Origin of the sequence: Kitasatospora sp. NPDC048545 (assembly GCF_040651155.1) — a bacterium.
In the GTDB taxonomy this organism is placed as follows: Bacteria; Actinomycetota; Actinomycetes; order Streptomycetales; family Streptomycetaceae; genus Kitasatospora.
In genome coordinates, this window is sequence record NZ_JBEZIQ010000033.1 from 72882 (window position 1) to 95547 (window position 22666).

At 74.0% G+C, this 22666-nt stretch carries 21 protein-coding genes and 1 tRNA gene; 7 read left to right on the forward strand and 15 right to left on the reverse strand.

Annotated elements, in window-relative coordinates; all coding sequences use genetic code 11:
• The first annotated feature begins 110 nt into the window (after nucleotides 1-110).
• Nucleotides 111-1205, forward strand: a complete 1095-nt coding sequence (locus AB0D10_RS28100; RefSeq protein WP_360261655.1) for a hypothetical protein — start codon at nucleotides 111-113, stop codon at nucleotides 1203-1205.
• 6 nt (nucleotides 1206-1211) lie between these two features.
• On the opposite strand, the gene AB0D10_RS28105 is transcribed toward AB0D10_RS28100, so the two are convergent.
• Nucleotides 1212-1733: an SRPBCC family protein gene (locus AB0D10_RS28105; RefSeq protein ID WP_360261658.1), complete on the reverse strand. Its 522-nt coding sequence runs from the start codon at nucleotides 1731-1733 to the stop codon at nucleotides 1212-1214.
• Nucleotides 1734-2091: 358 nt separating this feature from the next.
• Here AB0D10_RS28105 and AB0D10_RS28110 point away from each other — a divergent pair, with 358 nt between their 5' ends.
• Nucleotides 2092-3045 (forward strand): PAC2 family protein, encoded by a 954-nt coding sequence (locus AB0D10_RS28110; protein WP_360261661.1) that lies wholly within the window; start codon nucleotides 2092-2094, stop codon nucleotides 3043-3045.
• A gap of 154 nt (nucleotides 3046-3199) precedes the next feature.
• On the opposite strand, the gene mshC is transcribed toward AB0D10_RS28110, so the two are convergent.
• From mshC to AB0D10_RS28140, 6 genes are all read right to left on the reverse strand, one after another.
• On the reverse strand, nucleotides 3200-4429 hold the full coding sequence (mshC, locus tag AB0D10_RS28115; RefSeq protein WP_360261664.1) for a cysteine--1-D-myo-inosityl 2-amino-2-deoxy-alpha-D-glucopyranoside ligase: 1230 nt from the start codon (nucleotides 4427-4429) through the stop codon (nucleotides 3200-3202).
• Between the two features lie 236 nt (nucleotides 4430-4665).
• Complete coding sequence (locus tag AB0D10_RS28120; protein ID WP_360261667.1) at nucleotides 4666-5496, reverse strand: carbohydrate-binding protein; 831 nt, start codon at nucleotides 5494-5496, stop codon at nucleotides 4666-4668.
• Nucleotides 5497-5620: 124 nt separating this feature from the next.
• Complete coding sequence (locus AB0D10_RS28125; protein ID WP_360261670.1) at nucleotides 5621-6550, reverse strand: AraC family transcriptional regulator; 930 nt, start codon at nucleotides 6548-6550, stop codon at nucleotides 5621-5623.
• Nucleotides 6551-6605: 55 nt separating this feature from the next.
• Nucleotides 6606-7403, reverse strand: a complete 798-nt coding sequence (locus tag AB0D10_RS28130; RefSeq protein ID WP_360261756.1) for an SCO1664 family protein — start codon at nucleotides 7401-7403, stop codon at nucleotides 6606-6608.
• A gap of 44 nt (nucleotides 7404-7447) precedes the next feature.
• Nucleotides 7448-8017 (reverse strand): DUF3090 family protein, encoded by a 570-nt coding sequence (locus AB0D10_RS28135; RefSeq protein ID WP_360261673.1) that lies wholly within the window; start codon nucleotides 8015-8017, stop codon nucleotides 7448-7450.
• 242 nt (nucleotides 8018-8259) lie between these two features.
• Nucleotides 8260-8952 (reverse strand): histidine phosphatase family protein, encoded by a 693-nt coding sequence (locus AB0D10_RS28140; protein ID WP_360261676.1) that lies wholly within the window; start codon nucleotides 8950-8952, stop codon nucleotides 8260-8262.
• 196 nt (nucleotides 8953-9148) lie between these two features.
• Between AB0D10_RS28140 and AB0D10_RS28145 the strand changes: the two genes are divergently transcribed.
• Nucleotides 9149-10129, forward strand: a complete 981-nt coding sequence (locus AB0D10_RS28145; protein WP_360261679.1) for a magnesium and cobalt transport protein CorA — start codon at nucleotides 9149-9151, stop codon at nucleotides 10127-10129.
• 36 nt (nucleotides 10130-10165) lie between these two features.
• On the opposite strand, the gene AB0D10_RS28150 is transcribed toward AB0D10_RS28145, so the two are convergent.
• Nucleotides 10166-11212, reverse strand: a complete 1047-nt coding sequence (locus AB0D10_RS28150) for an LLM class F420-dependent oxidoreductase (RefSeq protein WP_360261682.1) — start codon at nucleotides 11210-11212, stop codon at nucleotides 10166-10168.
• A 276-nt stretch (nucleotides 11213-11488) separates the two neighbouring features.
• Here AB0D10_RS28150 and AB0D10_RS28155 point away from each other — a divergent pair, with 276 nt between their 5' ends.
• Both AB0D10_RS28155 and AB0D10_RS28160 read left to right on the forward strand, forming a co-directional pair.
• Nucleotides 11489-12469: an aldo/keto reductase gene (locus AB0D10_RS28155; protein ID WP_360261685.1), complete on the forward strand. Its 981-nt coding sequence runs from the start codon at nucleotides 11489-11491 to the stop codon at nucleotides 12467-12469.
• Between the two features lie 59 nt (nucleotides 12470-12528).
• A complete protein-coding gene (locus tag AB0D10_RS28160; protein WP_360261688.1) occupies nucleotides 12529-14778 on the forward strand; it encodes an AAA family ATPase in 2250 nt (749 codons plus the stop codon).
• A gap of 166 nt (nucleotides 14779-14944) precedes the next feature.
• On the opposite strand, the gene AB0D10_RS28165 is transcribed toward AB0D10_RS28160, so the two are convergent.
• Nucleotides 14945-15550: a hypothetical protein gene (locus AB0D10_RS28165; protein ID WP_360261690.1), complete on the reverse strand. Its 606-nt coding sequence runs from the start codon at nucleotides 15548-15550 to the stop codon at nucleotides 14945-14947.
• A gap of 366 nt (nucleotides 15551-15916) precedes the next feature.
• On the opposite strand from AB0D10_RS28165, the gene AB0D10_RS28170 reads away from it, so the two are divergent.
• Complete coding sequence (locus AB0D10_RS28170; RefSeq protein WP_360261758.1) at nucleotides 15917-16123, forward strand: DUF5703 family protein; 207 nt, start codon at nucleotides 15917-15919, stop codon at nucleotides 16121-16123.
• A gap of 169 nt (nucleotides 16124-16292) precedes the next feature.
• Here the strand turns inward: AB0D10_RS28170 and AB0D10_RS28175 are convergent, their stop codons facing one another.
• The 3 genes from AB0D10_RS28175 to AB0D10_RS28185 form a co-directional block, all read right to left on the reverse strand.
• On the reverse strand, nucleotides 16293-17123 hold the full coding sequence (locus AB0D10_RS28175; protein WP_360261692.1) for a chaplin: 831 nt from the start codon (nucleotides 17121-17123) through the stop codon (nucleotides 16293-16295).
• 394 nt (nucleotides 17124-17517) lie between these two features.
• Nucleotides 17518-17763: a chaplin gene (locus tag AB0D10_RS28180; RefSeq protein ID WP_360261694.1), complete on the reverse strand. Its 246-nt coding sequence runs from the start codon at nucleotides 17761-17763 to the stop codon at nucleotides 17518-17520.
• Nucleotides 17764-18010: 247 nt separating this feature from the next.
• Nucleotides 18011-19342: a M20/M25/M40 family metallo-hydrolase gene (locus tag AB0D10_RS28185; protein WP_360261697.1), complete on the reverse strand. Its 1332-nt coding sequence runs from the start codon at nucleotides 19340-19342 to the stop codon at nucleotides 18011-18013.
• Nucleotides 19343-19633: 291 nt separating this feature from the next.
• On the opposite strand from AB0D10_RS28185, the gene AB0D10_RS28190 reads away from it, so the two are divergent.
• Nucleotides 19634-19718, forward strand: a tRNA-Leu gene (locus AB0D10_RS28190).
• Between the two features lie 39 nt (nucleotides 19719-19757).
• Here the strand turns inward: AB0D10_RS28190 and AB0D10_RS28195 are convergent.
• From AB0D10_RS28195 to AB0D10_RS28205, 3 genes are all read right to left on the reverse strand, one after another.
• Nucleotides 19758-21164 carry an FAD-binding oxidoreductase gene (locus AB0D10_RS28195; protein WP_360261700.1) on the reverse strand — a complete coding sequence of 469 codons (1407 nt, stop codon included), beginning with the start codon at nucleotides 21162-21164 and terminating at the stop codon, nucleotides 19758-19760.
• Between the two features lie 60 nt (nucleotides 21165-21224).
• Nucleotides 21225-21461 (reverse strand): phosphopantetheine-binding protein, encoded by a 237-nt coding sequence (locus AB0D10_RS28200; RefSeq protein WP_360261703.1) that lies wholly within the window; start codon nucleotides 21459-21461, stop codon nucleotides 21225-21227.
• A gap of 134 nt (nucleotides 21462-21595) precedes the next feature.
• Complete coding sequence (locus AB0D10_RS28205) at nucleotides 21596-22612, reverse strand: beta-ketoacyl-ACP synthase III (RefSeq protein ID WP_360261706.1); 1017 nt, start codon at nucleotides 22610-22612, stop codon at nucleotides 21596-21598.
• Between the last annotated feature and the right edge of the window lie 54 nt (nucleotides 22613-22666).

The following is a 22666-nucleotide window of genomic DNA, read 5'->3' on the forward strand; positions in this document are numbered from 1 at the left end:
TGCGTCCCCGCTTGCTCGGGGAAGCACGTGGCCAGCGTATCCGGACGGCGGGTCGGCTCGCCGACCCATTCCGTATCCTGAGCGCTCGACCGCAAGGGGGGAGCAACCGCGTGGCGAGTTTCAGGAGCCGCATACGGCAAACCGGCAAGGGCGTGACGGCCCCGCTACGGGCGCTGCGCGAGCGCTGGCGGCGGTGGTCCCGGTGGCGCCGGGCGCTGCTGGTCCTGGTGCTGGCGGCGGCCGTGCCAGTGACCGCGCTGGGCTCGGTGTTCGTCTCGATCCGACTGCACTACACGGGTGAACCGGCCGCCGAGGCCCGCACCCGGGGGCGGGACGCGGTCTGGCTCGGTCACGCCTGGGTGGACGGCCGCAAGACCGAGGCCGACGTCGAGGCCCTCACCCGGCAACTTTCCGGTACCGGCATTCGCGACCTCTACGTGCACACCGGCCCGCTGGAGCACGACGGCTCGCTGCCGCCGGCCGTCCACCCGCGCGCCCGCTGGTTCACCGACACCGTGCACCGGGCCCTGCCCGGCGTGCGGCTGCAGGGCTGGCTGGGCGACGAGGTCAAGCCGGAGAAGGACGCCCTGGACCTGGAGGACGCCCCGACCAGGGACCGGGTCACCGCCTCCGCCCGCCAGGTGCTGGACCAGGGCTTCGACGGCGTGCACTTCGACATGGAACCGATCCGCCCCGGCTCGGCCGGCTGGCTGACCCTGCTCGACCTGGTCCGGCCGGTCACCGCGGCCCGCGGCGCCGCCCTCTCGGTCGCGGCCCCGCAGATCGACCCCGTCCCGGGCCTGCACACGGCCGGCATCCTGCTCACCGGCCACGGCAAGTGGTGGGACCCGGCGTACTTCGCCGAGACCGCCCGCCGGGTCGACCAGATCGCCGTGATGACCTACGACACCTCGATGCCGACCGAGCCGCTGTACGGCGGCTACGTCGCCCAGCAGACCGAGCTCGCCCTGCGGGCCACCCCGGCCGACGTGGACCTGCTGATCGGCCTGCCGTTCTACTGGGACGACAAGTGGGGTCACTGGGGCGACGCGGAGACCGTCGACGCGGCCGTCCGCGGCGTCCGGCTGGGCCTGGGCCGGGAGGACCTGCGGCGGCCGAACTTCGGCGTCGCGCTGTACGTGGACTTCGCCTCGACGCCCGAGAACTGGGCGGCGTACCGGCGCGGCTGGGTGGACGTGCGGTAGCCGCCGTCAGCCGGCCAGCCGGTGCGCCAGGGCGCCCAGGTAGCGGTGGACCGTCGCGTCCTCGCCGGTCAGGTAGTGCGAGACGGCCCGGTACAGCGGCCGGCGGACCTCGCCGCGCTCGGTGACCGTCAGCGAGCAGCCCGGCCCGGCCGGGGTGAGCACGTACGTCCAGGTACCGCCGTACGGCAGGTCCGGGTCGGCCACGCCGGTGACCAGGCGGTGTGGGGCCTCGCTCGCCACCACCTCGAACGTGGTGTGGCCGTGCCGGTCGTACTCGCGCCAGCGCACCCGGCCGCCGGCCGCGGCGGGCAGCCGCTCGACGTGGGTGAGGCCGGGGCGCCAGGCCGGGTACAGGTCGATGTCGGTCAGCACGTCCCAGACCGCGCCGGGCGGCTGGGCCAGTTCGAGTCCGCCCTCGGTGACGTGCTCCACCGGGAGCCGGCGCCCGGCCCGGTCCGCCACGAGCAGCGCGGCGCCGGCGAGCGCGGCCGCACCCGCGCCCGCGCCGATCCACAGCCATCGGTTCATGGGTGTCGGCCCCTTCCGCCCGGTCCCCACCCGTTCATCATCGCGCCGCCGGGCCGACGCGGCACGCCCGTCGCGCTGCGCCACCGGTCCGCAGCGGTCCGCGCCCGGACGCTCCGCTGACGATCCGCCAGGCAAGGGGTCGCCGATATCCGCTGGATCGGGGCGGCCGGCTCCCCCAGACTGTCCCGGTGCCCGGCCGCTGTGCGCATCAAAGCCCGTAGGCTGGGCAGGTAGGGACCATGGGGCGAGGCGTTCCATGGGAGACGAGAGGTTCGACAGTCGGCAGCCGGCCCGTCGGCGCCCCGGCAACCCAGCCGGGGCGGCACCGGTCCTGTCGCCGACCGGAGGGAGACGCTGGGTGATCGAGCTGGAAGATGTTCCCGAGTTGATCGACCCGGTCATGGTCTGCGCCTTCGAGGGCTGGAACGACGCGGGCGACGCCGCCTCCTCCGCCCTGGCGCACCTGGACGAGACCTGGGGCGGCAAGGTGTTCGCCGCCCTGGACGCGGAGGACTACTACGACTTCCAGGTCAACCGGCCCACGGTCTGGATGGACGGCGGCATCCGCCGGATCACCTGGCCGACCACCCGGCTGTCGGTGATCCGGGTGACCGAGCCGACGACCCGGGACGTCGTGCTGGTGCGCGGCATCGAGCCGAGCATGCGCTGGCGCTCGTTCTGCAACGAGCTGCTGGGCTTCGCGCACGAGCTGGGCATCGAGCTGGTGGTGATCCTGGGCGCGCTGCTCGGCGACACCCCGCACAGCCGCCCGGTCCCGGTCAGCGGGGTCACCTCCGACCCGGACCTGGCCCGCCGGCTTGACCTGGAGGAGAGCCGCTACGAGGGCCCGACCGGCATCGTGGGCGTGCTCCAGGAGGCCTGCACGCATGCCGGGGTCCCGGCCGTGACGCTCTGGGCGGCAGTGCCGCACTACGTCTCGCAGCCACCGAACCCCAAGGCCACGCTGGCGCTGCTCAACAAGCTGGAGGACCTGCTGGACCTGCGCATCCCGCCGGGCGAGCTCGGCGAGGACGCCCGGGCCTGGCAGCTCGGCGTGGACCAGCTGGCCGCCGAGGACACCGAGGTCGCCGAGTACGTCCAGCAGTTGGAGGAGGCGCAGGACACCGCGGAGCTGCCGGAGGCCTCCGGGGACGCCATCGCCCGCGAGTTCGAGCGCTACCTGCGCCGCCGGGAGAACGTCGGGCCGACCGGCGAGAAGCCGGTGTCCGGGCACGCCACGGCGGAGCGTCCGGTCGAGCCGGAGGCGCCGGGCCCGGCCCGGGAGAGCCAGGACGGCTCCGAGGAGGAGTAGACGGGGAGCAGGCACCGCACCGCCGAAGGGGCGTCAGGACGACCGGTCCTGACGCCCCTTCGGCGTGTGGTGCTGTGGTGCGTGTGGTGCTGTGGTGCGGGTGGTGCTGTGGTGCGGGTGCTGCGGGTGGTGCCGTGGCGCGTGCGGCGCCGGGCTACAGCGCGACGCCGAGCAGGGCGTCCACGGTGCGGCTCACCAGGCCGGGCGCGCCGATGTCGGTGCCGCCCTCGGCCTCCTGCCGCTCGGCCCAGCGGTCGACGGCGGCCAGCGCGGCGGGCGCGTCCAGGTCGTCGGCGAGCGCGGTGCGGACCTCGGCGAGCAGCTGCTCGGCCGACGGGCCGTCGGGCCGGGAGACCGCGGCGCGCCAGCGGGCGAGGCGCTCGACGGCCTCGTCCAGGACGTCCTTGGTCCACTCCCAGTCCGCGCGGTAGTGGTGCGAGAGCAGCGCCAGGCGGATCGCCGCCGGGTCGACGCCCTCGCGGCGCAGCGCCGAGACGAAGACCAGGTTGCCGCGCGACTTGGACATCTTGTGGCCGTCCAGGGCGACCATGCCGGCGTGCACGTACGCCTTGGCGTACGGGTGGGTGCCGGTGGCGACCTGGGCGTGCGCGGCGCCCATCTCGTGGTGCGGGAAGGAGAGGTCGCTGCCGCCGCCCTGGATGTCGAAGGACATGCCGAGGTACTGCAGTGCGATGGCGACGCACTCGATGTGCCAGCCGGGGCGGCCGTGGCCGAGCTCGGTGTCCCAGGCGGGCTCACCCGGGCGGGCGGCCAGCCAGAGCAGGGCGTCCAGCGGGTTGCGCTTGCCGGGGCGGTCCGGGTCGCCGCCGCGCTCGGCGAAGACCGGGCGCATGGCCTCGCGGGTGAGGCCGGAGACCTCGCCGAAGTGCGGGTCGGCGTCGACCGAGAAGTAGATGTCGCCGTCCACCTCGTACGCCGCGCCGGCGGCCAGCAGCTTCTGGACGATCGGGACGATCCACGGGATCGACTCGACGGCACCGATGTAGTGGGCCGGCGGGAGCAGGCGCAGGGCGGTCATGTCCTCGCGGAACAGGGCCGTCTCGCGCTCGGCCAGGGCGGTCCAGTCCTGGCCGGTCTCGACCGCGCGCTGCAGCAGCGGGTCGTCCACGTCGGTCACGTTCTGGATGTACAGGACGTCGTGGCCGGCGTCCTTCCAGACGCGCTGGACCAGGTCGAACGCGTTGTAGGTGGCGGCGTGGCCCATGTGGGTCGCGTCGTAGGGGGTGATGCCGCAGACGTAGATCCGGGCGGTGCCGTCCTGCGGCACGACCTCGCGGACCGTACCCGCTGCGGTGTCGTGGATACGGAGGGGGAGACCCTGACCAGGCAGGGCGGGAACCTCGGAGGCGGGCCAGGCATGCATGGAAACAACTTTAACCTTGCGAACATTTGAAAGCCTAACCAGTGCGCAAGATCGACTGGATTCGCTTCCTGCCGTTGCCCGACCGCTTCCGGACTGGTATTGCACGGTTTCCCGACCACATGCGGAGTCGCACCCCCGTTCCGGACCCGGCCGCCCGGAGCCGGGCAGAGGTGAGCGCCCGGCCGGCCCTGCCGCCGACCGGGCGCCCGGCTCCCCGGGGAACGCGGCCGGAGCCGCTACGACCGCTGCCAGAGGGCCGGCACGTTCGGCGGCTCCCAGCCGGCCATGGCGGTGTGCGCCTGGAGGCAGACGTAGGAGACGCCGGAGTAGGTGACGCGGTCGCCCGCGCGGTAGGAGGTGCCCGGGGCCCAGGTGCCGCTCGGCGGCGTGGTGGGCGTCCCGGTGGGGGTGGTGGTGGGCGTCGGGCTCGGCGTGCCGGGGGTCTGCGGCACGTTCAGCACGAAGTCGTAGCTGCCCTCGCGGACGTTGCCGTTCTGCCGGACGTTCATCAGCAGCCGGGCGTCGTAGATGGTGTCGGTGCTGTTGCGGGGCTCGCCCGGGAAGTACAGCTGGGTGGTGACGACCTGGCGGCCGGGCGCCTGGAGCTTCACGTGGATGTGCCGGGTGCGGCCGGGGTAGAGCCCGGGCACGATGGTGTCCAGCTTGAACGCGCCGTTGGCGTCGCTGAACTGGTGGCCGCGGAAGGTGTAGCCGGAGTTGTCGTAGTTCCCGCTGTCGTCGGCCTGCCAGAAGTCCAGCAGCACGCCGGAGACCGGCCGGCAGGCGAGGCCGAAGACGTAGCCGCTGACGACCAGCCGGGTACCGGGGCCGTCGTTGACCATGGAGCTGCGCAGCGGGGAGTCGGGCTTGAAGTAGGGGCCCTCGGTCTGCTCGATCGTGGGGGCGTCGCCGTCGTGGCACTCGGGCGTGAGGTCCGGGGTCCGGCCGGCGCCGGCCTGCTCGCGGGCCAGCGCGACCCCGCCGCCGACCAGCAGCGGGGCGGCCCCGAGCGCGGCGGCGGCTTTCAGTACGGTCTTGCGGCTGATCATGCCGTCGGGCTCGGGCATGCGCCGTCTCCTTCTCGTGAGGCGGGGGGTGGGGGTGGCCCTTGCCATGGTGGGGGCATGACAAGGGCCGGACCGGCCGCCCGTCCGCGCGCGCCGGACCGGCCACCGGCGGCCAGCAGCAAAACTACGGGCCGTCCGGCGCGACCGCGATGGACATGATCCGGGGATCGTGGTGATTTCCGTCGACCCGGGCCCGGAACTCCCCCGGCGTCATCCCGGTCTCCCGCCGGAAGAAGCGACAGAAGTACGCCGGATCCACGAAGCCCGCCTCCTTCGCCACCTGACGGATCGTCAGATCCGTGCAGGCGAGCAGCCGTTTGGCCTCCAGGGTCTGCTGGCGGCGGATCAGCCCGCCCGGGGTGCGGCCGGTCGCCTGCTTGACCAGGGTCTGCAGGTGCCCCGGGGAGACGCCGAGCTCCTGGGCCGTGGAGGCCACCGAGTGCCGCACCCCGCCCGGCCTGGCGATCAGCCGGGTGAAGGCGGCGGCCACCTCGGCCGGCCGGCCGGGCACCGCGGGGGCGCCGTGCGGGGCGCAGGCGCGCAGCGCCCGGACGATCAGGATGTGCAGGCTCGCCCGCAGCACGCCCTGGTAGCCGGGCGCCCTGGTCAGGTACTCGTGCTCCATGTCGGCGAACAGGGCGGCGATCGCGTCGGCCTGCCCGCCGAGCGCGAGGGCCGGGCGGGTGGCCAGGGCCCGCAAGGCGGCCAGGTCCTGCGGGTGGCCGAGCAGGAAGTCCTCGTTGAACAGGACGACCCGGCCGGTGAGTTCCTCGGTCTCCGCCCAGTAGTGCACCTGACCGGGGGTGATCACGCACAACTGCGGCGGCGCCAGCGGCCGGTGGACGAGGTCCAGGACGTGGGCGCCGCGGCCGCCGGTGACGTGGACGATCTCGTGGAACGAGTGCCGGTGGGGGAAACCGGCCCGGGAGAGCGGGCCGATCGCGTCGAAACTGCCGATCGCGAAGGGCAGCAGCTGGGGCAGCGGGACCTGCAGGCGGTGCAACGGCAGGTCCGGTGCGGTTCGGGGGGTGGGGGTGGTCCGTCGCGCGTCCATCGGAGCAGTGTGCGACCGATTCCGGCGAAAGGTCCAGACCATCAGCGAGTGCGGTCTAGACCGGCGGCCAGGGAATCGCGGGCCAGTCCTCGGAGGGCAGCGGATGGCGGCCGGAGCCACGCAGTTCGGCCACCCGGGCTCTGGTCGCGTCCAGCTCCGCCTCCGTCAGGTGCGGGGCGAGGCGCTCGGCGAGCTCGCCGTCCAACTGCCCCGCGAGCCCGGCCAGCACCTCCAGCGCCTCGGCCGGCAGCGGATCCCCCGCCCAGCCCCAGAGCAGGGTGCGCAACTTGCCCTCGGTGTTGAAGGTGACGCCGTGGTCGATGCCGTACACCCGGCCGTCGGCGGCCGGGATCAGGTGACCGCCCTTGCGGTCGGCGTTGTTGAGCACCGCGTCCAGCACGGCGAGCCGGCGCAGCCGCCGGTCGTCGTGGTGCACCAGCAGCGCGGTGCGCCCGCCCTCGACCTCGGCCCGGACGATCGGCAGCCAGCCCTCCTCCGGGCCGCGCGGGTCCTGCAGCGCGAGCAGCGGATCGGCCCCCGGGTCGGGCTCGACCCACAGCTGCACCATGCCCGGCCCGTGCGGGCCGTCCCGCAGCACGGTGGGCGGGATCAGCGCCCAGCCGGTCGCCGCGGACAGCTCGTACGCGGCGACCTCGCGGCCGGCCAGCGTGCCGTCCGGGAAGTCCCAGAGCGGACGCTCCCCGGCCACCGGCTTGTAGACGCACTGCGCGCTCAGCGATCCGTGCGCGACCGTGCAGTACAGCGCGGCGTTGGAGGCCTCGGTCAGCCGGCCGTGCACGGTCAGTTCGCCCTGGCGCAGCAGCGCGAGGGCGGTGGGCACATCGGCGGCCAGCGCGGCGGCGGCCGCCGGATCGGCCTGCGGCGGCGTCTCGGTGTTCAGCGCCGGTAGCCGTTCGCGCGCGGGCACAGGTGGCCCTCCGGGTCGAGCGGCAGGTTGCAGAACGGGCAGGGCTTGCGGCCCGCCTCGACCAGGTCCAGCGCGCGCCGGGCGAACACCCGTGCCATCGCGCCGGACAGGCGCACCCGCAGCATGTCCGGGCCGGCGTCGTCGTCGGTGAAGACCGCGGCGGCGGCCTCCTCCTCTTCCTCCTCCTCGACCAGCGCCTGCGCCTCGACCACCAGGCAGCCGTCCACGCTGTCCCAGGCCAGGGCCATCGTGCCGACCCGGAACTCCTGCTCCAGCGGCAGGTCCAGCGGGGCGGTGTCGAGCAGGTCCTTCGGGGCGGCGGCCGGGATGGAGGCGTCGCCGCCGCTGCGCCGCAGCGCCTCGTCCAGGACCTCCTCGATGCGCTCGGCGAGCGCCGCGACCTGGGTCTTCTCCAGCAGCACGCTGGTGATCCGGCCCCGGGCACTGGCCTGCAGGTAGAACGCCCTGGCACCGGGCTGGCCGACGGTGCCGGCCACGAACCGCTCGGGCTGGTCGTAGAAGAAGACCTGACGGGTCACGCTCTCGCTCCGGATCGTGTCGGTCGGCGCGGATCCGCCGTGGGGGATCGCGGGTGTTCGGACTTGTTAGTCACCCTACGACCTTCGGGCTCCGGCCGGGGAGCCGAGCCGACGGCCGCGGGCGGGTGGCACACCGCGGCGCGGGCGGTGCCGCCCGGACGGGTGTCGCGGGCTTGCGCCGCAGCCGGCGCCACGGGCTCGCGCCTCGGGGGTCGCGGGCCGTACCGCTCGGACGGCGCCCCTCAGGCGGTGCCGCCGACCACCGCGTCACCGACCGGGGCGGCCGGGGCCGGGCCGCTCCTCGGCGCCAGCGAGGCGAGGTCACCGGTGTCGCCCATTCTCAGCACGAAGGGCCGCTGCGGGGTGTAGCGGATCGCGGTGACCGAGCAGGGCTCGACGCTGATCCGCTGGAAGTGGTCCAGGTGCAGGCCCAGCGCGTCGGCCACCACCGCCTTGATCACGTCACCGTGCGAGCAGGCGATCCAGACCGCGTCCTCGCCGTGCTCGGCGGCGATCTTCCCGTTCCACTCGCGCACCGCGCTCACCGTGCGGTGGCTCAGTTCGCGCAGTGACTCGCCGCCGGGGAACGCCGCCGCGGCGGCGTGGTCCTGGACGGTGCGCCAGAGCGGCTCCTTGGCCAGCTCGGCCAGCGGCCGGCCGGTCCACTCGCCGTAGTGGCACTCCCCCAGCCGGTCGTCCTCGGCCGGCCCACCCAGCTCGGGCCGGGCGGCCAGCAGCGGTTCCAGCGTCTGCCGACAACGCTCCAGCGGACTGCTGACGGCCCGCGCCAGCGGGACGCCGGCCAACCGGTCGGCCAGCGCGACGGCCTGCGCCCGCCCGGTGTCGTCGAGGTCGACGCCGGGGGTCCAACCGGCCAGGATCCCAGCAGTGTTCGCGGTGGAGCGGCCGTGACGGACGAGCAGCAGGGTGGGCATGGGGCCTAGCCTACGGCCTCCGGGCCCGGCCGTGGAGGCCGGTCGCCGTCCGGTCGCCGTCGGCTGACCGGGCGGTCCCGCGCCCGGCGCTCCGGGCGCTCCGGGCCCGCTCCGACCCGGAGTCGGCGCTCCTCCCGGCGAACCGTTCCACCCCGGGTCCGTTTCGCCCGGCCGCGGCCGGGTGACAATGGCACGCATGATCGTCCAATGCGCCGCCTACTGCGACGGCCGCCGGATCGAGGCCCCCGACGACCTGGCCGGCGCGCTCGCCGCCGCCCGCGCGGCCGGTCCGGACGGCTTCGTCTGGATAGGCCTCCTCGAGCCGACCGCCGAGGAACTCGACCACGTCGGCGAGGAGTTCGGGCTGCACCCGCTCGCCGTCGAGGACGCGGTCCGCGCCCACCAGCGCCCCAAGGTCGAGGCCTACCAGGGCTCGCTGTTCATCGCCCTCAAGACCCTCGGCTACGCCCCCGGCGCGCACGTCGCCACGGTCGGCGAGGTGATGGTCTTCCTCGGCCCCGACTTCGTGATGACCGTCCGGCACGGCCAGGACAGCCCGCTCGGCGGCCTGCGGGCCCTGCTGGAACAGGAACCCGAACTGCTGCGCTACGGCCCCAGCTCGGTGCTGCACTCGGTCGCCGACACCATCGTGGACGGCTACATGGAGGTCACCACCGCACTGCAGACCGACCTGGACGAGCTGGAGTCCGACATCTTCACCCCCGGCCGGGTCGGCCGCGACACCGCCGGGCGGATCTACGGTTACAAGCGTCAGGTGATGGCCGTGCGCCGCGCCACCGGCCCGCTGCTGGAACCGATGCTGACGCTGGAGCAGGGCACCCGCTTCGTCCGCCCCGAGACCGCGCCCTACCTGCGGGACGTCGCCGACCACCTGGCCCGGGTGAACGACCAGGTGGACGGCATGGACCGGCTGCTGTCCGACATCCTCAACGCGAACCTGGCGCAGGTCAGCGTGCAGCAGAACAACGACATGCGGAAGATCTCGGCCTGGGCGGCGCTGGCCGCCGTGCCGACGATGATCGCCGGCATCTACGGGATGAACTTCGACGACATGCCCGAACTCCACCAGCCCTGGGGGTACCCGGCGGTGCTGGTGCTGATGGCCGCGGTCTGCGCGGTCCTGCACCGGGTGTTCAAGCGGCACGACTGGCTGTAGTGCCGCCGACCCCCGGTCCGCGCCGCCGGTCCGGCGCTACGCCAGCCCGGCCCGCTCCAGCGCCTCGACACCCGTGCGCAGCGCCAGGATCCGCTCGTCCAGGGTGAACCCGGAGGGGGCCAGGGTGAGCGTGGTGACGCCCGCGTCGGCGTAGGCCTGCATCCGGTCGGCGATCCGGGCGGTGTCGCCGATCAGCGAGGTGGCGTCGATCAGGTCGTGCGGAACGGCGGCCGCGGCCCCCGCGTAGTCCCTGGCCAGGTACTTCTCCTGGATCTCGTCGGCGGCCTGCTCGTAGCCCATCCGCCGGGTCAGCTGGTTGTAGAAGTTCTTCTCCTTGCTGCCCATGCCGCCGATGTAGAGCGCGGCGTACGAGCGCAGGGCGTCGACCCCGGCCTTGATGTCCTCGCCGACCGCGAGGTTCACGGTCGGGCAGAGGTCGAAGCCGTCCAGCGTCCTCCCGGCCTTGGCGCGACCGGCGGTCAGCGGGTCGAGGGACATCGCGGCGTGCTCGGGCGAGAAGAAGATGCCGAGCCAGCCGTCGGCGATCTCTCCGGTCAGCTCCAGGTTCCTGGGGCCGATCGCGGCGATGTACAGCGGGATCTGCTCGCGCACCGGGTGCACGGTGAGCTTGATCGGCTTGCCCGGGCCGCCGGGCAGCGGCAGCGTCCAGTGCGCGCCCTCGTGGACCAGGCGCTCGCGGGACATCGCCTTGCGGATGATCTCCACGTACTCGCGGGTGCGGGCCAGCGGCTTGTCGAACTTCACGCCGTACCAGCCCTCGGACACCTGCGGGCCGGAGACTCCGAGGCCGAGCCGGAACCGGCCGCCCGACAGGGTGTCCAGGGTCGCGGCGGTCATCGCGGTCATCGCCGGCGTGCGGGCCGGGATCTGGAAGATGGCCGAGCCGACGTCGATCCGCTCCGTCTTCGCGGCGACGTAGCTGAGCACCGTCGCGGCGTCCGAGCCGTACGCCTCCGCCGCCCAGCAGACCGCGTAGCCGAGCCGGTCCGCCTCCTGGGCCACGGCGATGTTGTCGGCGTCCATGCCGAGTCCCCAGTAGCCGAGGTTGATACCGAGTCGCATCTGCCGCACCTTCCAGTGGGTTGGGTCGGGCCGAGGGTAACCGCGCCCGCACCCGCCATGCTACTGACGGGTAGTGGTGGGCCGGGTCACACGGTCGCCCCACCCCGCGGGCGGGCGGGCGAGCGGCACCCCCAGTGATGATCGTTCTGCGGGTCTCCGCACCTGTCCGCACACCGGCCGCTACGCTCGGCCGACGTGGGGAGCGCTCTGCCCCACCTGCGCGTTCACAGGGCTGCCGGGGCACCCGGGGCCACCGGCCAGTGGAGGGCCCGTCCGATGGAACAGCGTCACCTGGGCCGCACCGGCCTGCAGGTCTCCCGGCTCGGCCTCGGCACCATGACCTGGGGCCGCGACACCGACGAACACGAGGCCGCCGAGCAGCTCAAGGCGTTCGTGGACGCCGGCGGCAACCTGGTCGACACGGCCGACGTGTACGCCGACGGCGGCGCCGAGTACCTGCTGTCCCGACTCACCGACAACCTGATCCCCCGCTCCGAACTCGTCATCGCCACCAAGGCCGGCAGCGTCCCCGAGTCCGCCCGCCGCTTCGACTGCTCGCGCGGCCACCTGCTCTCCGCCCTGGACGCCTCGCTGCACCGCCTCGGCACCGACCACGTCGACCTCTGGCAGGTGCACTCCTTCGACCCGACGACCCCGGTCGAGGAGACGCTCAGCGCCCTCGACATCGCCGTGTCCTCCGGGCGCGCCCGCTACGTCGGGGTCTGCGACTTCAGCGGCTGGCAGCTCGCCAAGGCCGCCACCTGGCAGCGCGCCCACCATGGGCGGGTGCCGCCGGCCGGCGCGCAGCTGGAGTACTCGCTGCTCCAGCGCGGGATCGAGCGGGAGGCGCTGCCCGCCGCGCTGGACGCCGGGATCGGGGTGCTGGCCGGCTCTCCGCTCGGCCGCGGGGTGCTCACCGGGAAGTACCGGCACGGCGTCCCGCCGGACTCGCGCGGGGCCTCCCCGTACCTGGCCGGCTTCGTCCAGCCGTACCTCGGGGAGCGCTCGCGACGGATCGTGGACGCCCTCGCCACCGCCGCCGACGGCCTCGCCAGCAGCCCGCTGGCGGTCGCGCTGGCCTGGGTCCGGGACCGGCCCGGGGTGGCGAGCGCCCTGGTCGGCGCGCGGACGGTGGCACAGCTGCAGGCGGCGTTGTCGGTGGAGGAGCTTACGCTTCCGGGTGAGATCCGCGGCGCGCTGGACGACGTCTCGTCCCCGGTGCACCGCTACCCGGACCAGGGGTGGACCGAGCTGTGAGGCCCGGGCCGGATCGTCGAGCGGAACGTGCAGTGGAGTGACCTTTGGAGCGGACGACGATGAGTGACACGGGCAACGGCGCTCCGGAGGGGGCCGGCGGGGCTCAGCTGACTCCGGAGGAGAAGGCGGCCAGGGTCGCACAGCTGCGGAAGGACATGCTCAGCACCAGGCCGCAGGGGCTGGGAGGGGCCAGGCCCGAGGGCCTGGGTCCACGCGGCAGTGCTGCCGCTCCGGCGCAGCGAACGGCGGAACCGGCGGAACCGGGCGAGCAGGCCGAGCAGGCCGCGGCTCCGGCCGCCCCCTCGCCGGTCGCGCCTTCCGGGCCTTCCGGGCCTTCCGGGCCGACGGTTGCGGCGGCCGCGACCGCGGCGACCACCGGGGCGCCCGACGAGCAGCACGACGACGCGCTCCAGGCGACCGCCGCGGTGCTGACCGCCGGCGGCGCCCCGGCAGACCTGGCTCCGGCCGCCGTGGCCGAGTTCGGCGAGGGCGCGGCCGAGCGGCTGCGCACGGACCCGTGGGCGGTGCTGGGCCTGCCCGGCGTCCGCCCCGAGCAGGCGGACGGCTTCGCCCGCGGGCTGCTGGGCCCCGACGCCGGGCCCGGCGACGCGCGCCGCGCCAGGGCGCTGGTGCCGTGGCTGCTGGAACAGGCGGTGCTGCGCGGACACTCGGCCCTGGACCTGGCCGAGGTGGCCGCCGGGCTGGAACGGCTCCGGATGCCCGACCCGGCGGCCGCGATCCAGTCCGCCGTCGAGGACGGGCGGGTGCTGCCCTCCCAGGAGGAGCTGACCGGCCCCGAGGCGCACGCGGCCGGGGGCGAGGACGACGACGAGCCGCCGACCCGGACACTGCTCGCGCTGGAGCGGCTGGCGATGGCGGAGGACACCCTCGCCGAGGAACTCGTCAAGCTGATGGCCACCTTCGTCCCGGGCGAGGACGTCGGCGAGGCGGACGCCGAGGAGGCTGCCGCTGCCGGGCCCGAGCAGGAGACCGTCCCGTCCGACGCCGCCCCCGGGGCCGAGGAGCAGGAGGACGACAGCGCGGAGGCCGAAGGCCCGGGTGAGCCGGGTGAGGCCGTCGGCGCCCCCGCCGCCCCCGGGCCGACCGCCTGGGAGGCCGCCGCCGCGGCCGCGCCCTCCTCCTCGGCGACCGCCCTGATCCGCGCCGTCGCCGACGGCGCCCTGGTGCTGCACACCGGCGGCGAGGCGTCCCGCGCCGAACCCGCCGCACTGATCGCCGCCGCCCGCGGCCTCGGGCTGCGGGCCTGGGCCGCCGCCTGGACCGACCAGGGCCGGGACTCCTTCGCCGCGCTCCACGCGGCCGGGGCCGGGGCCGAGGCCCAGGCCGGGACTCCCGTTGTCACCACCCTCGCCGACCTGCTCTCCGGCGTCGGCGGCCCCGGTCGCGCCCCGGACGGCATGCTCGCCCTGGACCTGCTGGTCGTCCTGGACGCACCGCTGCTGGACCTGGAACTGGCCGCGACCGTCCTGGAGTCGCTCGCCGACGGCACCCGACTGGTGCTCAGCGGTGACCCGGGCCAGCTCTGGTCGGCCGGACCGGGCCGCATCTTCGCCGACCTGCTGGCTGCCAAGGTCTGCCCGGCGGTCGCCTCCCGCACCCCGGACTTCGGTCCGATCGGCGAGCTGGTCTCCGGCGTCGGCATCGGCGAGCTCCAGCCGGTCGACGCGCCGGACAAGGAGGTGGTCATCCTGACCGCCAAGGACGCGGGCGAGGCCGTCCACCGCGCCGTCCAGCTGCTCACCGACTCCATCCCGCGCGCCCTCGGCATCCCGGCCGAGCAGGTGGTGCTGCTCACCCCCGGCCACGGCGGTGCGGCCGGCACCCGGGTGCTCAACGCGGCCGCCAAGGCGCGGCTGAACCCCGGCCCCGGCCGGTTCGGCGGCTTCGACCCGGGCGACCGGGTGGTCGACTCCCCCGCGCCCGGCGTCACCCACCCGGCCCGGGTGCTGGACGCCGACGCCACCGGCCTGCACCTGGAGTACGTGGACGGCTCGCGCCGGACGGTCCCGCCCGCCGAGGCCGCCCGGCTGCGGCACGGCTGGGCACTGACGGCCCACCAGGCGCTGGGCCGCCGCTGGCCGGGCGCCGTGGTCGTGCTCCCCGAGGACGCCGCCCCGGCGCTCACCCGGCAGTGGGTCTACACCGCCTTCGGCCGGGCCGAGCGGCACCTGTCCGTGGTGCACGCGGCGGGTCCGGCGCTCGCCCAGGCCGTCGCCGAGCGCCCGGCGCAGTCGCGCACCACCCGGCTGCGGGCGGTCCTCGCCGAGAACGCCGCCTCGGTGTCCTGAGGCCCGGCGTCCTCGGGCCCGGCGTGACCGGGCCGCGGACGTGCACGACGGGCGGGCCCCGGGGTCATGGGGCCCGCCCGTCGTGCACGCCCCGGACGTCGTGCGTTTCGGGTGTCCGGCGCCCGGCCGACTGAGGGCGCCCGGGCGTCGCCCGTCCCGGACGGCCTCAGTCGTCCGGGTCCTCGTCGTCGTAGACCTCGCTCACGTCGAACCGGCAGATCAGCAGCTGCGGATCGGCGTGTTCGAAGGGCTCCGGCAGCCACTCCCCGGGCTCCGTCGACTCCGCCGCCGCGACCCAGAGCGTCGAGTCCGCCTCCTCCAGGCCGAACTCCTCGCTGCGGGCGGCGATCTCGTCCGGCTCGTATTCGCCGAACAGCACGCCGATCGCGGCGTTCACCCCGCCCGCGCCGGCGCCGCCCGGAGTCAGCGACTCGTCCAGCCGCTCGGCCTGGGCGCGCAACCGCTCGGAGTCGACGACGTGGTAGTCGCGGCGGATCAACACGCTGATCGCCTCGGGCTGTTCGGGGCCGTGGTACCCGCCGGGCCCCTCGTCCCCGGGGATCTCGAAGGGCGTGACCTCGTCGTAGGCCTCGTACAGGAGCTGGTCGTAGGCGATGGCCGCCGTCGCGAGCTGCTCGTAGGCGGCGGACACGGCGGGATCATCGGCTGCGTTGGGGGTTGACACCGCTTCCAGATGACGGTCGATGGCGGCCTTGACCGCCTCAGCGGCGGCGCGTACCTCGGCAATGGTGGGCTGCGCGGCATCAGACATGGTGCAGACGCTATCTCCCCGCGGTGTCGGTACGCACAGCGGTTGTCACCTACACCCGCGATTTCACCGCAACTTCCCCCCTGATGTCCGATCTGCACACGTACGTCCCCCTGCGGCACCGGCGCGGGACCGGCGCAGAGGGCGCGCGACGGGGCCGGCGGGGCCGTCCGGGGACCGCTTCGCGCTCCGGGATCGGGGTATCCCCTCCACAGCAGCAACAGGACTGATGCACTGTCAGTCGACCGCCCGGGCCGGGAGCCCCCGGGCCGCCGCTTCCACACGGGAGGACGGCCGGAAATTCCCGGGCCGACTGTCCGGGGCAGGCCGTAGGCTTGCCGGCAGGTGATCCCCAGGAGGAGCGTTTTGATCCCACGCAAGCCGGTCCGGCAGCCGGAGTACGAGTACCAGTCGCTGCGCATGCCGCGCGGCACCACGCGCAACGCGGCACGCCAACTGCTCACCGAGCACGCCGAGTACGGGCACTGGGAGCTCGACCGGCTGAGGCTGTTCCCCGACGGCAGCCGGACGGTCCGGCTCAAGCGGAGGATCATCCGCCAGGTCCGGAGCTGGTGACGGGCGGGTCGACCCGTCCGGAGCGGGGGTCCACCCGAGATCCTCGGACACCCGCGGCCGCCCGATCGTCGGGCAGCCGCGGGTGTGTCGTTCCCACCGCGGGTGTGTCGTTCCCGGCGCGGCTGCGCGCCGCCGCGGGTGAGGACGCGCGGGTCCGCGACCTACCGGGTCAGCGGGCCCCGGCGCGGGCGCGGCGGTAGAGGACGCCGCCGCCGAGCAGCAGGGCGAGCCCGGCCGCGCCGAGCAGCTCGACACCACCGGCACCGGTGGAGGCCAGCTGGGCCGTGGCGGGGGTGGCCGGCGCGGCCGGCGTGCGGTCGGCGACCGGGACGGCCTGGATGCTCGGAGCGCCGGCCGGGGTCGTGGTGGACGGGCCACCGGCGCGCGGGATGCCCGGGACGGTCTCGCCGCCGGTGCGCGGCGGGGTCGGGTGGCTGGCCTCCGGGCAGTCGTCGCTCGGCTTCGGGGCGGGCTTCGGGGCGGGCTGCGCGACATTGGCGCAGTCGTTGCCGAAGGCCGGGTTGGCGACGCCGACGACGTCCACGGAGTTGCCGCAGGCGTTGACCGGGACGTGGACCGGGGCCTGGATGCTGTTGCCGGAGGCGACGCCGGGCGAGCCCGCGGCGGTGCCGGAGGCGGAGGAACCCGCGGTGGTGGTGCCCCGGCTCCCGCCGGTGCCGGAACTCGCGGTACCGCCCTGGCCGCCGTGGCCGGACTGACCGGCCTGGCCGCCCTGGGGCGCCGCCTGCCGGCCGCCGCTGACGCTGGCGCAGTGGTTGCCGAACGCCGGGTTCAGCACACCGATCACGTCGACCGTGTTGCCGCAGGCGTTGATCGGCACCTCGACCGGCACCTGCACCGAGTTGCCCGAGGCGACGCCGGGTGATCCGACCGCACCTCCCTGCGCCTCGGCGCCCGCGTAGGCGTAGCCGGCGGTCGAGGCCAGCACACTGCCGGTGGCCACGGCCGTGAGGATCCCCTTCTTGGCTACATTCCTCATGTTTTCCCCTGACGTTTTCGAGACGACGTATTCGACCTTGGCATGAACCTTATGAAAGTCGGAATTTTGATATATCCGCAAATCACGCAAAGTCTTCGGCTGCACAGGAGTTAACGAGAGGCGAACGGGGAGGTTGGGCCGAACGCGGCTTCTTCACCCGATCGAGCGATCGCGTCGGCGGGCATGTATCCGGGCCCGCCGGGCATGCATCCGGGTTCGTCCTGCATGCACCCCGGGGTCACCCCGCACGCGCCCGGGGCCGCCGCACGCCCGCCCGGAGCCGCCGGCCGTGCGTCGGCCGGCCGACGCGCGCGAAGGCCCCCGGGCGGCGCGTCCGCCGCCCGGGGGCCGGGTCCGGTCCTCTCGACGGGCCTCGGCGGCCCGGAGGGTCGACTCAGACGTTGGCGCAGTGGTTGCCGAACGCCGGGTTCAGCACACCGATCACGCTGACGGTGTTGCCGCAGGCGTTCACCGGAACGTGCACCGGGATCTGGATCTGGTTGCCGGAGACGACACCCGGGGAACCGGCGGCCACACCCTCGGCACCCGCACCGCCGTGAGCGGACGCGACACCGGCGGCGGCGAGCACCAGGCCACCGGTGGCGGCGGCGACAGCGGCGATCTTCTTGACCTTCATCATTCCTCCTGTACGGACAACGCAACCCGTTCGGCGGGCTGCACAGGGATGAACGACGCTGCGGCGAACGGGGTACGGAACAGATTTCCCATTCACCCGCAACGGTGAGGTCTCGCACACATAGTCGGCCCAGATTTCAGGGAAGAATCGTTTCTGTCGATCTCCCTCGACCCATCCCACAATCATTCGCTCCGACAATGCGGTCGGCCCGCCCCCGACACCTCGGGAGCGGGCCGACCCAGTCGTCTGATCAGCAGGCGTCGATGAAGCGGTCCAGCACCCGGACGCCGAACGTCAGGCCGTCCACCGGCACCCGCTCGTCCACGCCGTGGAACATCCCGGCGAAGTCCAGCTCCGGCGGCAGCTGCAGCGGCGCGAAGCCGAAGCAGCGGATCCCCAGGTCCTGGAAGGACTTGGCGTCCGTCCCGCCCGACAGGCAGTACGGCACCGCCCGGGCGATCGGGTCCTCGGCCCGCAGTGCGGTCTGCATCGCCTCGACCAGCGCCCCGTCGAAACCGGTCTCGATCGCCTTGTCCGAGTGCAGGCTCTCGCGCTTCACGCGCGGACCGAGGACGCTGTCCAGCTCGGCCAGGAACTCCTCCTCGTAGCCGGGCAGGAAGCGCCCGTCCACGTGCGCGGTGGCCTGCCCGGGGATCACGTTCACCTTGTACCCGGCGCCGAGCATGGTCGGCTGGGCGGTGTTGCGCAGCGTGGTGCCGATCATCTTGGCGATGCCGCCGAGGACGCGCAGCGTCTCGTCCATGTTCTCCGGGTCCAGCTCGACCCCGAGCGCGTCCGACAGCTCGTCCAGGAAGGCCCGGACGGTCTTGGTGATCCGCAGCGGGAACTGGTGCCGGCCGAGCCGGGCGACCGCCTCGCACAGCTCGGTGATCGCGTTGTCGTCGTTCTCCATCGAGCCGTGGCCGGCCCGGCCCTCGACCGTCAGGCGCATCCAGTGCATGCCCTTCTCGGCCGTCTCCACCAGGTAGAGGCGGACCTGGTCGTTGACCGTGAAGGAGAAGCCGCCGACCTCTCCGATCGCCTCGGTCACGCCCTCGAACAGCCCCGGGTGCTTGTCCACCAGGTAGCGCGCCCCGTAGGTGCCGCCCGCCTCCTCGTCGGCGAGGAAGGCCAGCACGATGTCGCGCGGGGGCTTGCGACCCGTGCGCAGCCGGTCGCGGACGACCGCCAGGGTCATCGCGTCCATGTCCTTCATGTCGACCGCGCCGCGGCCCCAGACGCAGCCGTCGGCGATCTCGCCGCCGAACGGGTCGTACGTCCAGTCCGCGGCGTTGGCCGGCACCACGTCGGTGTGGCCGTGGATCAGCAGGCCCGGGCGGGAGCGGTCCTCGCCCTCGATCCGGACGACCGTCGAGGCGCGGCCCTTGGCCGACTCGAAGATCTGCGGCTCCAGCCCGAACTCGGCGAGTTGCTCGGCCACGTACTCGGCCGCCTTGCGCTCGCCCGGACCGGAGCCGTCCCCGTAGTTGCTGGTGTCGATCCGGATCAGATCGCGACAGATCCCGGCGACTTCCGACTCAGCCGTCACCTTCGGCGCCGCCGACTCGCTCCGCTCGCTCACGGTCACTCCTCGTCTCTGGCCCGCACCGACGCACCAGCGCGCCACCCCCGGGACCTGCACCCGGGCCGTACGAGCACGTCCGTCCATCCTCCCCCAGCCCCCGGGCCGGATCCACCCCCCGCACGTCCTCGAAACCCCCTGGTCACGCCCCCGCCACACGCCACCCCTTGCTCCCGCCACCCGCTCCGCACCCCGGCCGGGAACCGTTTTGGGAGCCCAAGCCGATCTTTGCTACAGTTACATCTGTCAGCGCGACGGACGAGAGATCGGAAGCCGCGAGGGCGACACCCGGTCCGGGTGGCGGAATGGCAGACGCGCTAGCTTGAGGTGCTAGTGCCCTTTATCGGGCGTGGGGGTTCAAGTCCCCCCTCGGACACCGGCAGGAACCCCAGATTCGTCTGGGGTTCTTTTCGTTTCAGGGCCCGGTCGGCCCGGCGGGCTCGGCGGGCTTGATGTTCTGGTTGACCCGGAAGACGTTGTTGGGGTCGTACTTCGCCTTCAGTTCCGACAGCCGCCGGTAGTGGCCCTCGCCGTAGGCGGAGAGGATGCGGCGCTCGCCCTCGTCGACCAGCTCGTTGACGTAGACGCCGCCCGAGGTGAACTCCTGCAAGGTGTCGTAGACCGAGCGGCACCAGTCGGTGTTGGCCCGGTCGTCCCGCTCCTCGGTCCAGCCGCCGAGCAGGGTGACCAGGAACCCGGGGGCGCGGTGCGGGTAGGCGGTGGCCTCCGGGGCGACCCGGGCGACCTGGCCGCCGAGCAGCATCAGGCCGATCTGGGACAGCTCCGACGTCCGGGACCGGTACCCCTCGGCCAGGGCGGCGAGGGCCTCCTCGGTCACCGTGTCGACCATGAACGACCGGGTGTAGTAGCGGCGGTGGTGGGCCATGTCGGCGTCGGCGAGCTGCTGCACCTCCGGGTACGGCAGGGTCTCGGCGGTCCGCAGCACCGGCTCGGGGCCGAACCCGGCCAGGGCGTCGACCAGCGCGTCCGTGTCCCCGGCCGGTGCGGTGTCGACGTAGCGGACGGCGATGCCCGTCGAACCGTCCTCCAGGTCGAAGAACCCGGCGGCCAGGCCCAGCCGGTCCGGCGCGGTGGCGGCGAACGCGGACAGGCCGCGGGCCACCGCCGCGTGGTCGGCGGCGCGGTAGGCCACGACGCCGGTGCGGCAGGCGCCCTGCGGGTGCAGCCGGTACTCGAAGGAGGTGACGATGCCGAAGTTGCCGCCGCCGCCGCGGATCGCCCAGAACAGGTCGGCGTCGTCCTCCGCGCTCGCCCGCCGCACCTCGCCGTCGGCCAGGACGACGTCCGCCGCGACCAGGTTGTCCACGGTGAGCCCCCGGGCGCGGCACAGCCAGCCGATCCCGCCGCCGAGCGTCAGCCCGGCGATGCCGGTGTGCGACACCTGGCCGCCGGTGACGGCGAGCCCGAACCGGTAGGTCTCGTCGTCGAGTTCGGCCAGCAGCAGGCCGGGCTCGCAGATCGCGACGCCGCGCTGCAGGTCGACCCGGATGCCCTTCAGCCGGCTCAGGTCGACGACCAGGCCGTCGTCGATGGTCGAGTGCCCGGGGTAGCTGTGCCCGCCACTGCGCACGGCGAGCAGCACGTCGTTCTCGGTGGCGAAGCGGACCGCGTCGACCACGTCGGCGGCGCCCGCGCAGCGCACGATCAGGCCCGGGCGGCGGTTGAAGTAGCCGTTCCACACCAGCCTCGCCCGGGCGTACCCCTCGTCGTCCTGGGCGAGCACCTCGCCGCGGACCGCGGCGCGGAGGGCGTCGATGCGGTCCTGCTCGACGGGCTGTCCCGAGCGGTTCTTCAGCGTCATCGGTGACTCCTGTGGGTCGGAGGGGTGGCGGTCGCGGGAAGGGGGGTGCGGCGGCGGGCGTCAGACCGCGGCGGTCCGGGCGGAGATCAGGGCGGCCAGGCCGGCCACGCTGCCCGCCTCGGCCATCTCGTCCTCCGGGATGCGGGCGCCGAACTCGCGCTCCAGGATCACCGACAGCTCCAGCAGCACGAGGGAGTCGAGGTCGAGGTCGGAGAAGGCGGTCGTGGCGGTGAGCTCGCCGTCGAGGGAGAACTTGTCCTGCAGGATGGTCAGGATGCGCTCGGTGATGCGGTCCATCGTCTGTCCTTTCACACGGGTTGCACGGGTCGCACGGGGTTGCACGGGTCGCACAGGTCGCTCCGGGTGCACGGGATGCCCGGGACGCCCCGGGCGGGGCACGGGGCGGACCGGGAACGAGAGGGGCGCCGGGATCAGGCGGTCTCGATGCCGGACACCTTGATGTCGGGCCAGCTGAGGGCCGTCGAACCCCAGCTCAGTCCGCCGCCGAAGGAGGTCAGCAGGACCTTCTGGCCCGGCGTGAGCCGGCCCTCGGCGGCGGCGTCGGTGAGCGCGAGGGGGATCGAGGCGGCCGAGGTGTTCCCGACCTTGTCGAGGTGCACCACCACCCGCTCCCGCGGCACCGTCATCACGTCGGCCACGGTGTGCAGGATGCGGACGTTCGCCTGGTGGCCGACGAACCGGTCGACGTCCGCGGCGGTCCAGCCGACCGAGTCCAGCAGCGCCTCCGAGGAGCCCGCCATCCGCTCGACCGCGTGCGTGAAGATCTCCTTGCCGCGCATGGCGAGGTAGTTGTCCGCGTCGCGCAGCGGGGCCCGCTCGGAGCGCTGCCGGGATCCGCCGGCGGGCAGGAACGCGAGGTCCCGGTTGGCACCGTCGCTGCCGAGGTCGAAGCCGAGCAGGGCGCCCGGCTCGGCGGCGTCCCCGGCGCGCAGGACGGCCGCACCGGCGCCGTCGCCGAAGATGATGGCGGTGGCGCGGTCCTCCGGGTCCAGCCGGGTCGACCAGATGTCCGCGCCGATCACCAGGACGCGTTCGGCGAATCCGGCCGCGATCGCGCCGGCGGCGGACTGGAGGCCGTAGACGAACCCGGCGCAGGCGGCGGACAGGTCGAAGCCGGGCACCCCGTCGAGACCCAGCGCGCTGGCGACCTCCGGGGCGGTGGCGGGCATCGGGCGGTTCGGCGTGCTGGTGGCCAGGATCACCTGGTCGACGGTGTCGACGCCGGCGGACTCCAGCGCCCGTCGGCCGGCGACCGCCGCGAGGTCGCCGGTGGCGGTGCCGGGGTCGGCCCAGTAGCGGCGGCCGATGCCCGTCCTGGTCCGGATCCACTCGTCGTCGGTGTCGACGATCCGGGAGATCTCCTCGTTGTCCACGGCCCGCTCGGGCACCATGGCGCCGAGGCCCGCGAGGACGGCGGCCCGGCTCATGACCGGCCTCCGGGGGTGGCGCGGCGGAGTCGATCGGTCATGGTCTGGGTCCTT

Bases quoted from the DNA above. Each gene is read 5' to 3' on its own strand.
- AB0D10_RS28105 (WP_360261658.1), bottom strand. From the start codon at position 1,733: ATGAACCGATGGCTGTGGATCGGCGCGGGCGCGGGTGCGGCCGCGCTC.
- mshC (WP_360261664.1), bottom strand. From the start codon at position 4,429: ATGCATGCCTGGCCCGCCTCCGAGGTTCCCGCCCTGCCTGGTCAGGGT.
- AB0D10_RS28120 (WP_360261667.1), bottom strand. From the start codon at position 5,496: ATGCCCGAGCCCGACGGCATGATCAGCCGCAAGACCGTACTGAAAGCC.
- AB0D10_RS28125 (WP_360261670.1), bottom strand. From the start codon at position 6,550: ATGGACGCGCGACGGACCACCCCCACCCCCCGAACCGCACCGGACCTG.
- AB0D10_RS28140 (WP_360261676.1), bottom strand. From the start codon at position 8,952: ATGCCCACCCTGCTGCTCGTCCGTCACGGCCGCTCCACCGCGAACACT.
- AB0D10_RS28145 (WP_360261679.1), top strand. From the start codon at position 9,149: ATGATCGTCCAATGCGCCGCCTACTGCGACGGCCGCCGGATCGAGGCC.
- AB0D10_RS28150 (WP_360261682.1), bottom strand. From the start codon at position 11,212: ATGCGACTCGGTATCAACCTCGGCTACTGGGGACTCGGCATGGACGCC.
- AB0D10_RS28155 (WP_360261685.1), top strand. From the start codon at position 11,489: ATGGAACAGCGTCACCTGGGCCGCACCGGCCTGCAGGTCTCCCGGCTC.
- AB0D10_RS28160 (WP_360261688.1), top strand. From the start codon at position 12,529: ATGAGTGACACGGGCAACGGCGCTCCGGAGGGGGCCGGCGGGGCTCAG.
- AB0D10_RS28165 (WP_360261690.1), bottom strand. From the start codon at position 15,550: ATGTCTGATGCCGCGCAGCCCACCATTGCCGAGGTACGCGCCGCCGCT.
- AB0D10_RS28175 (WP_360261692.1), bottom strand. From the start codon at position 17,123: ATGAGGAATGTAGCCAAGAAGGGGATCCTCACGGCCGTGGCCACCGGC.
- AB0D10_RS28180 (WP_360261694.1), bottom strand. From the start codon at position 17,763: ATGATGAAGGTCAAGAAGATCGCCGCTGTCGCCGCCGCCACCGGTGGC.
- AB0D10_RS28195 (WP_360261700.1), bottom strand. From the start codon at position 21,164: ATGACGCTGAAGAACCGCTCGGGACAGCCCGTCGAGCAGGACCGCATC.
- AB0D10_RS28200 (WP_360261703.1), bottom strand. From the start codon at position 21,461: ATGGACCGCATCACCGAGCGCATCCTGACCATCCTGCAGGACAAGTTC.
- AB0D10_RS28205 (WP_360261706.1), bottom strand. From the start codon at position 22,612: ATGAGCCGGGCCGCCGTCCTCGCGGGCCTCGGCGCCATGGTGCCCGAG.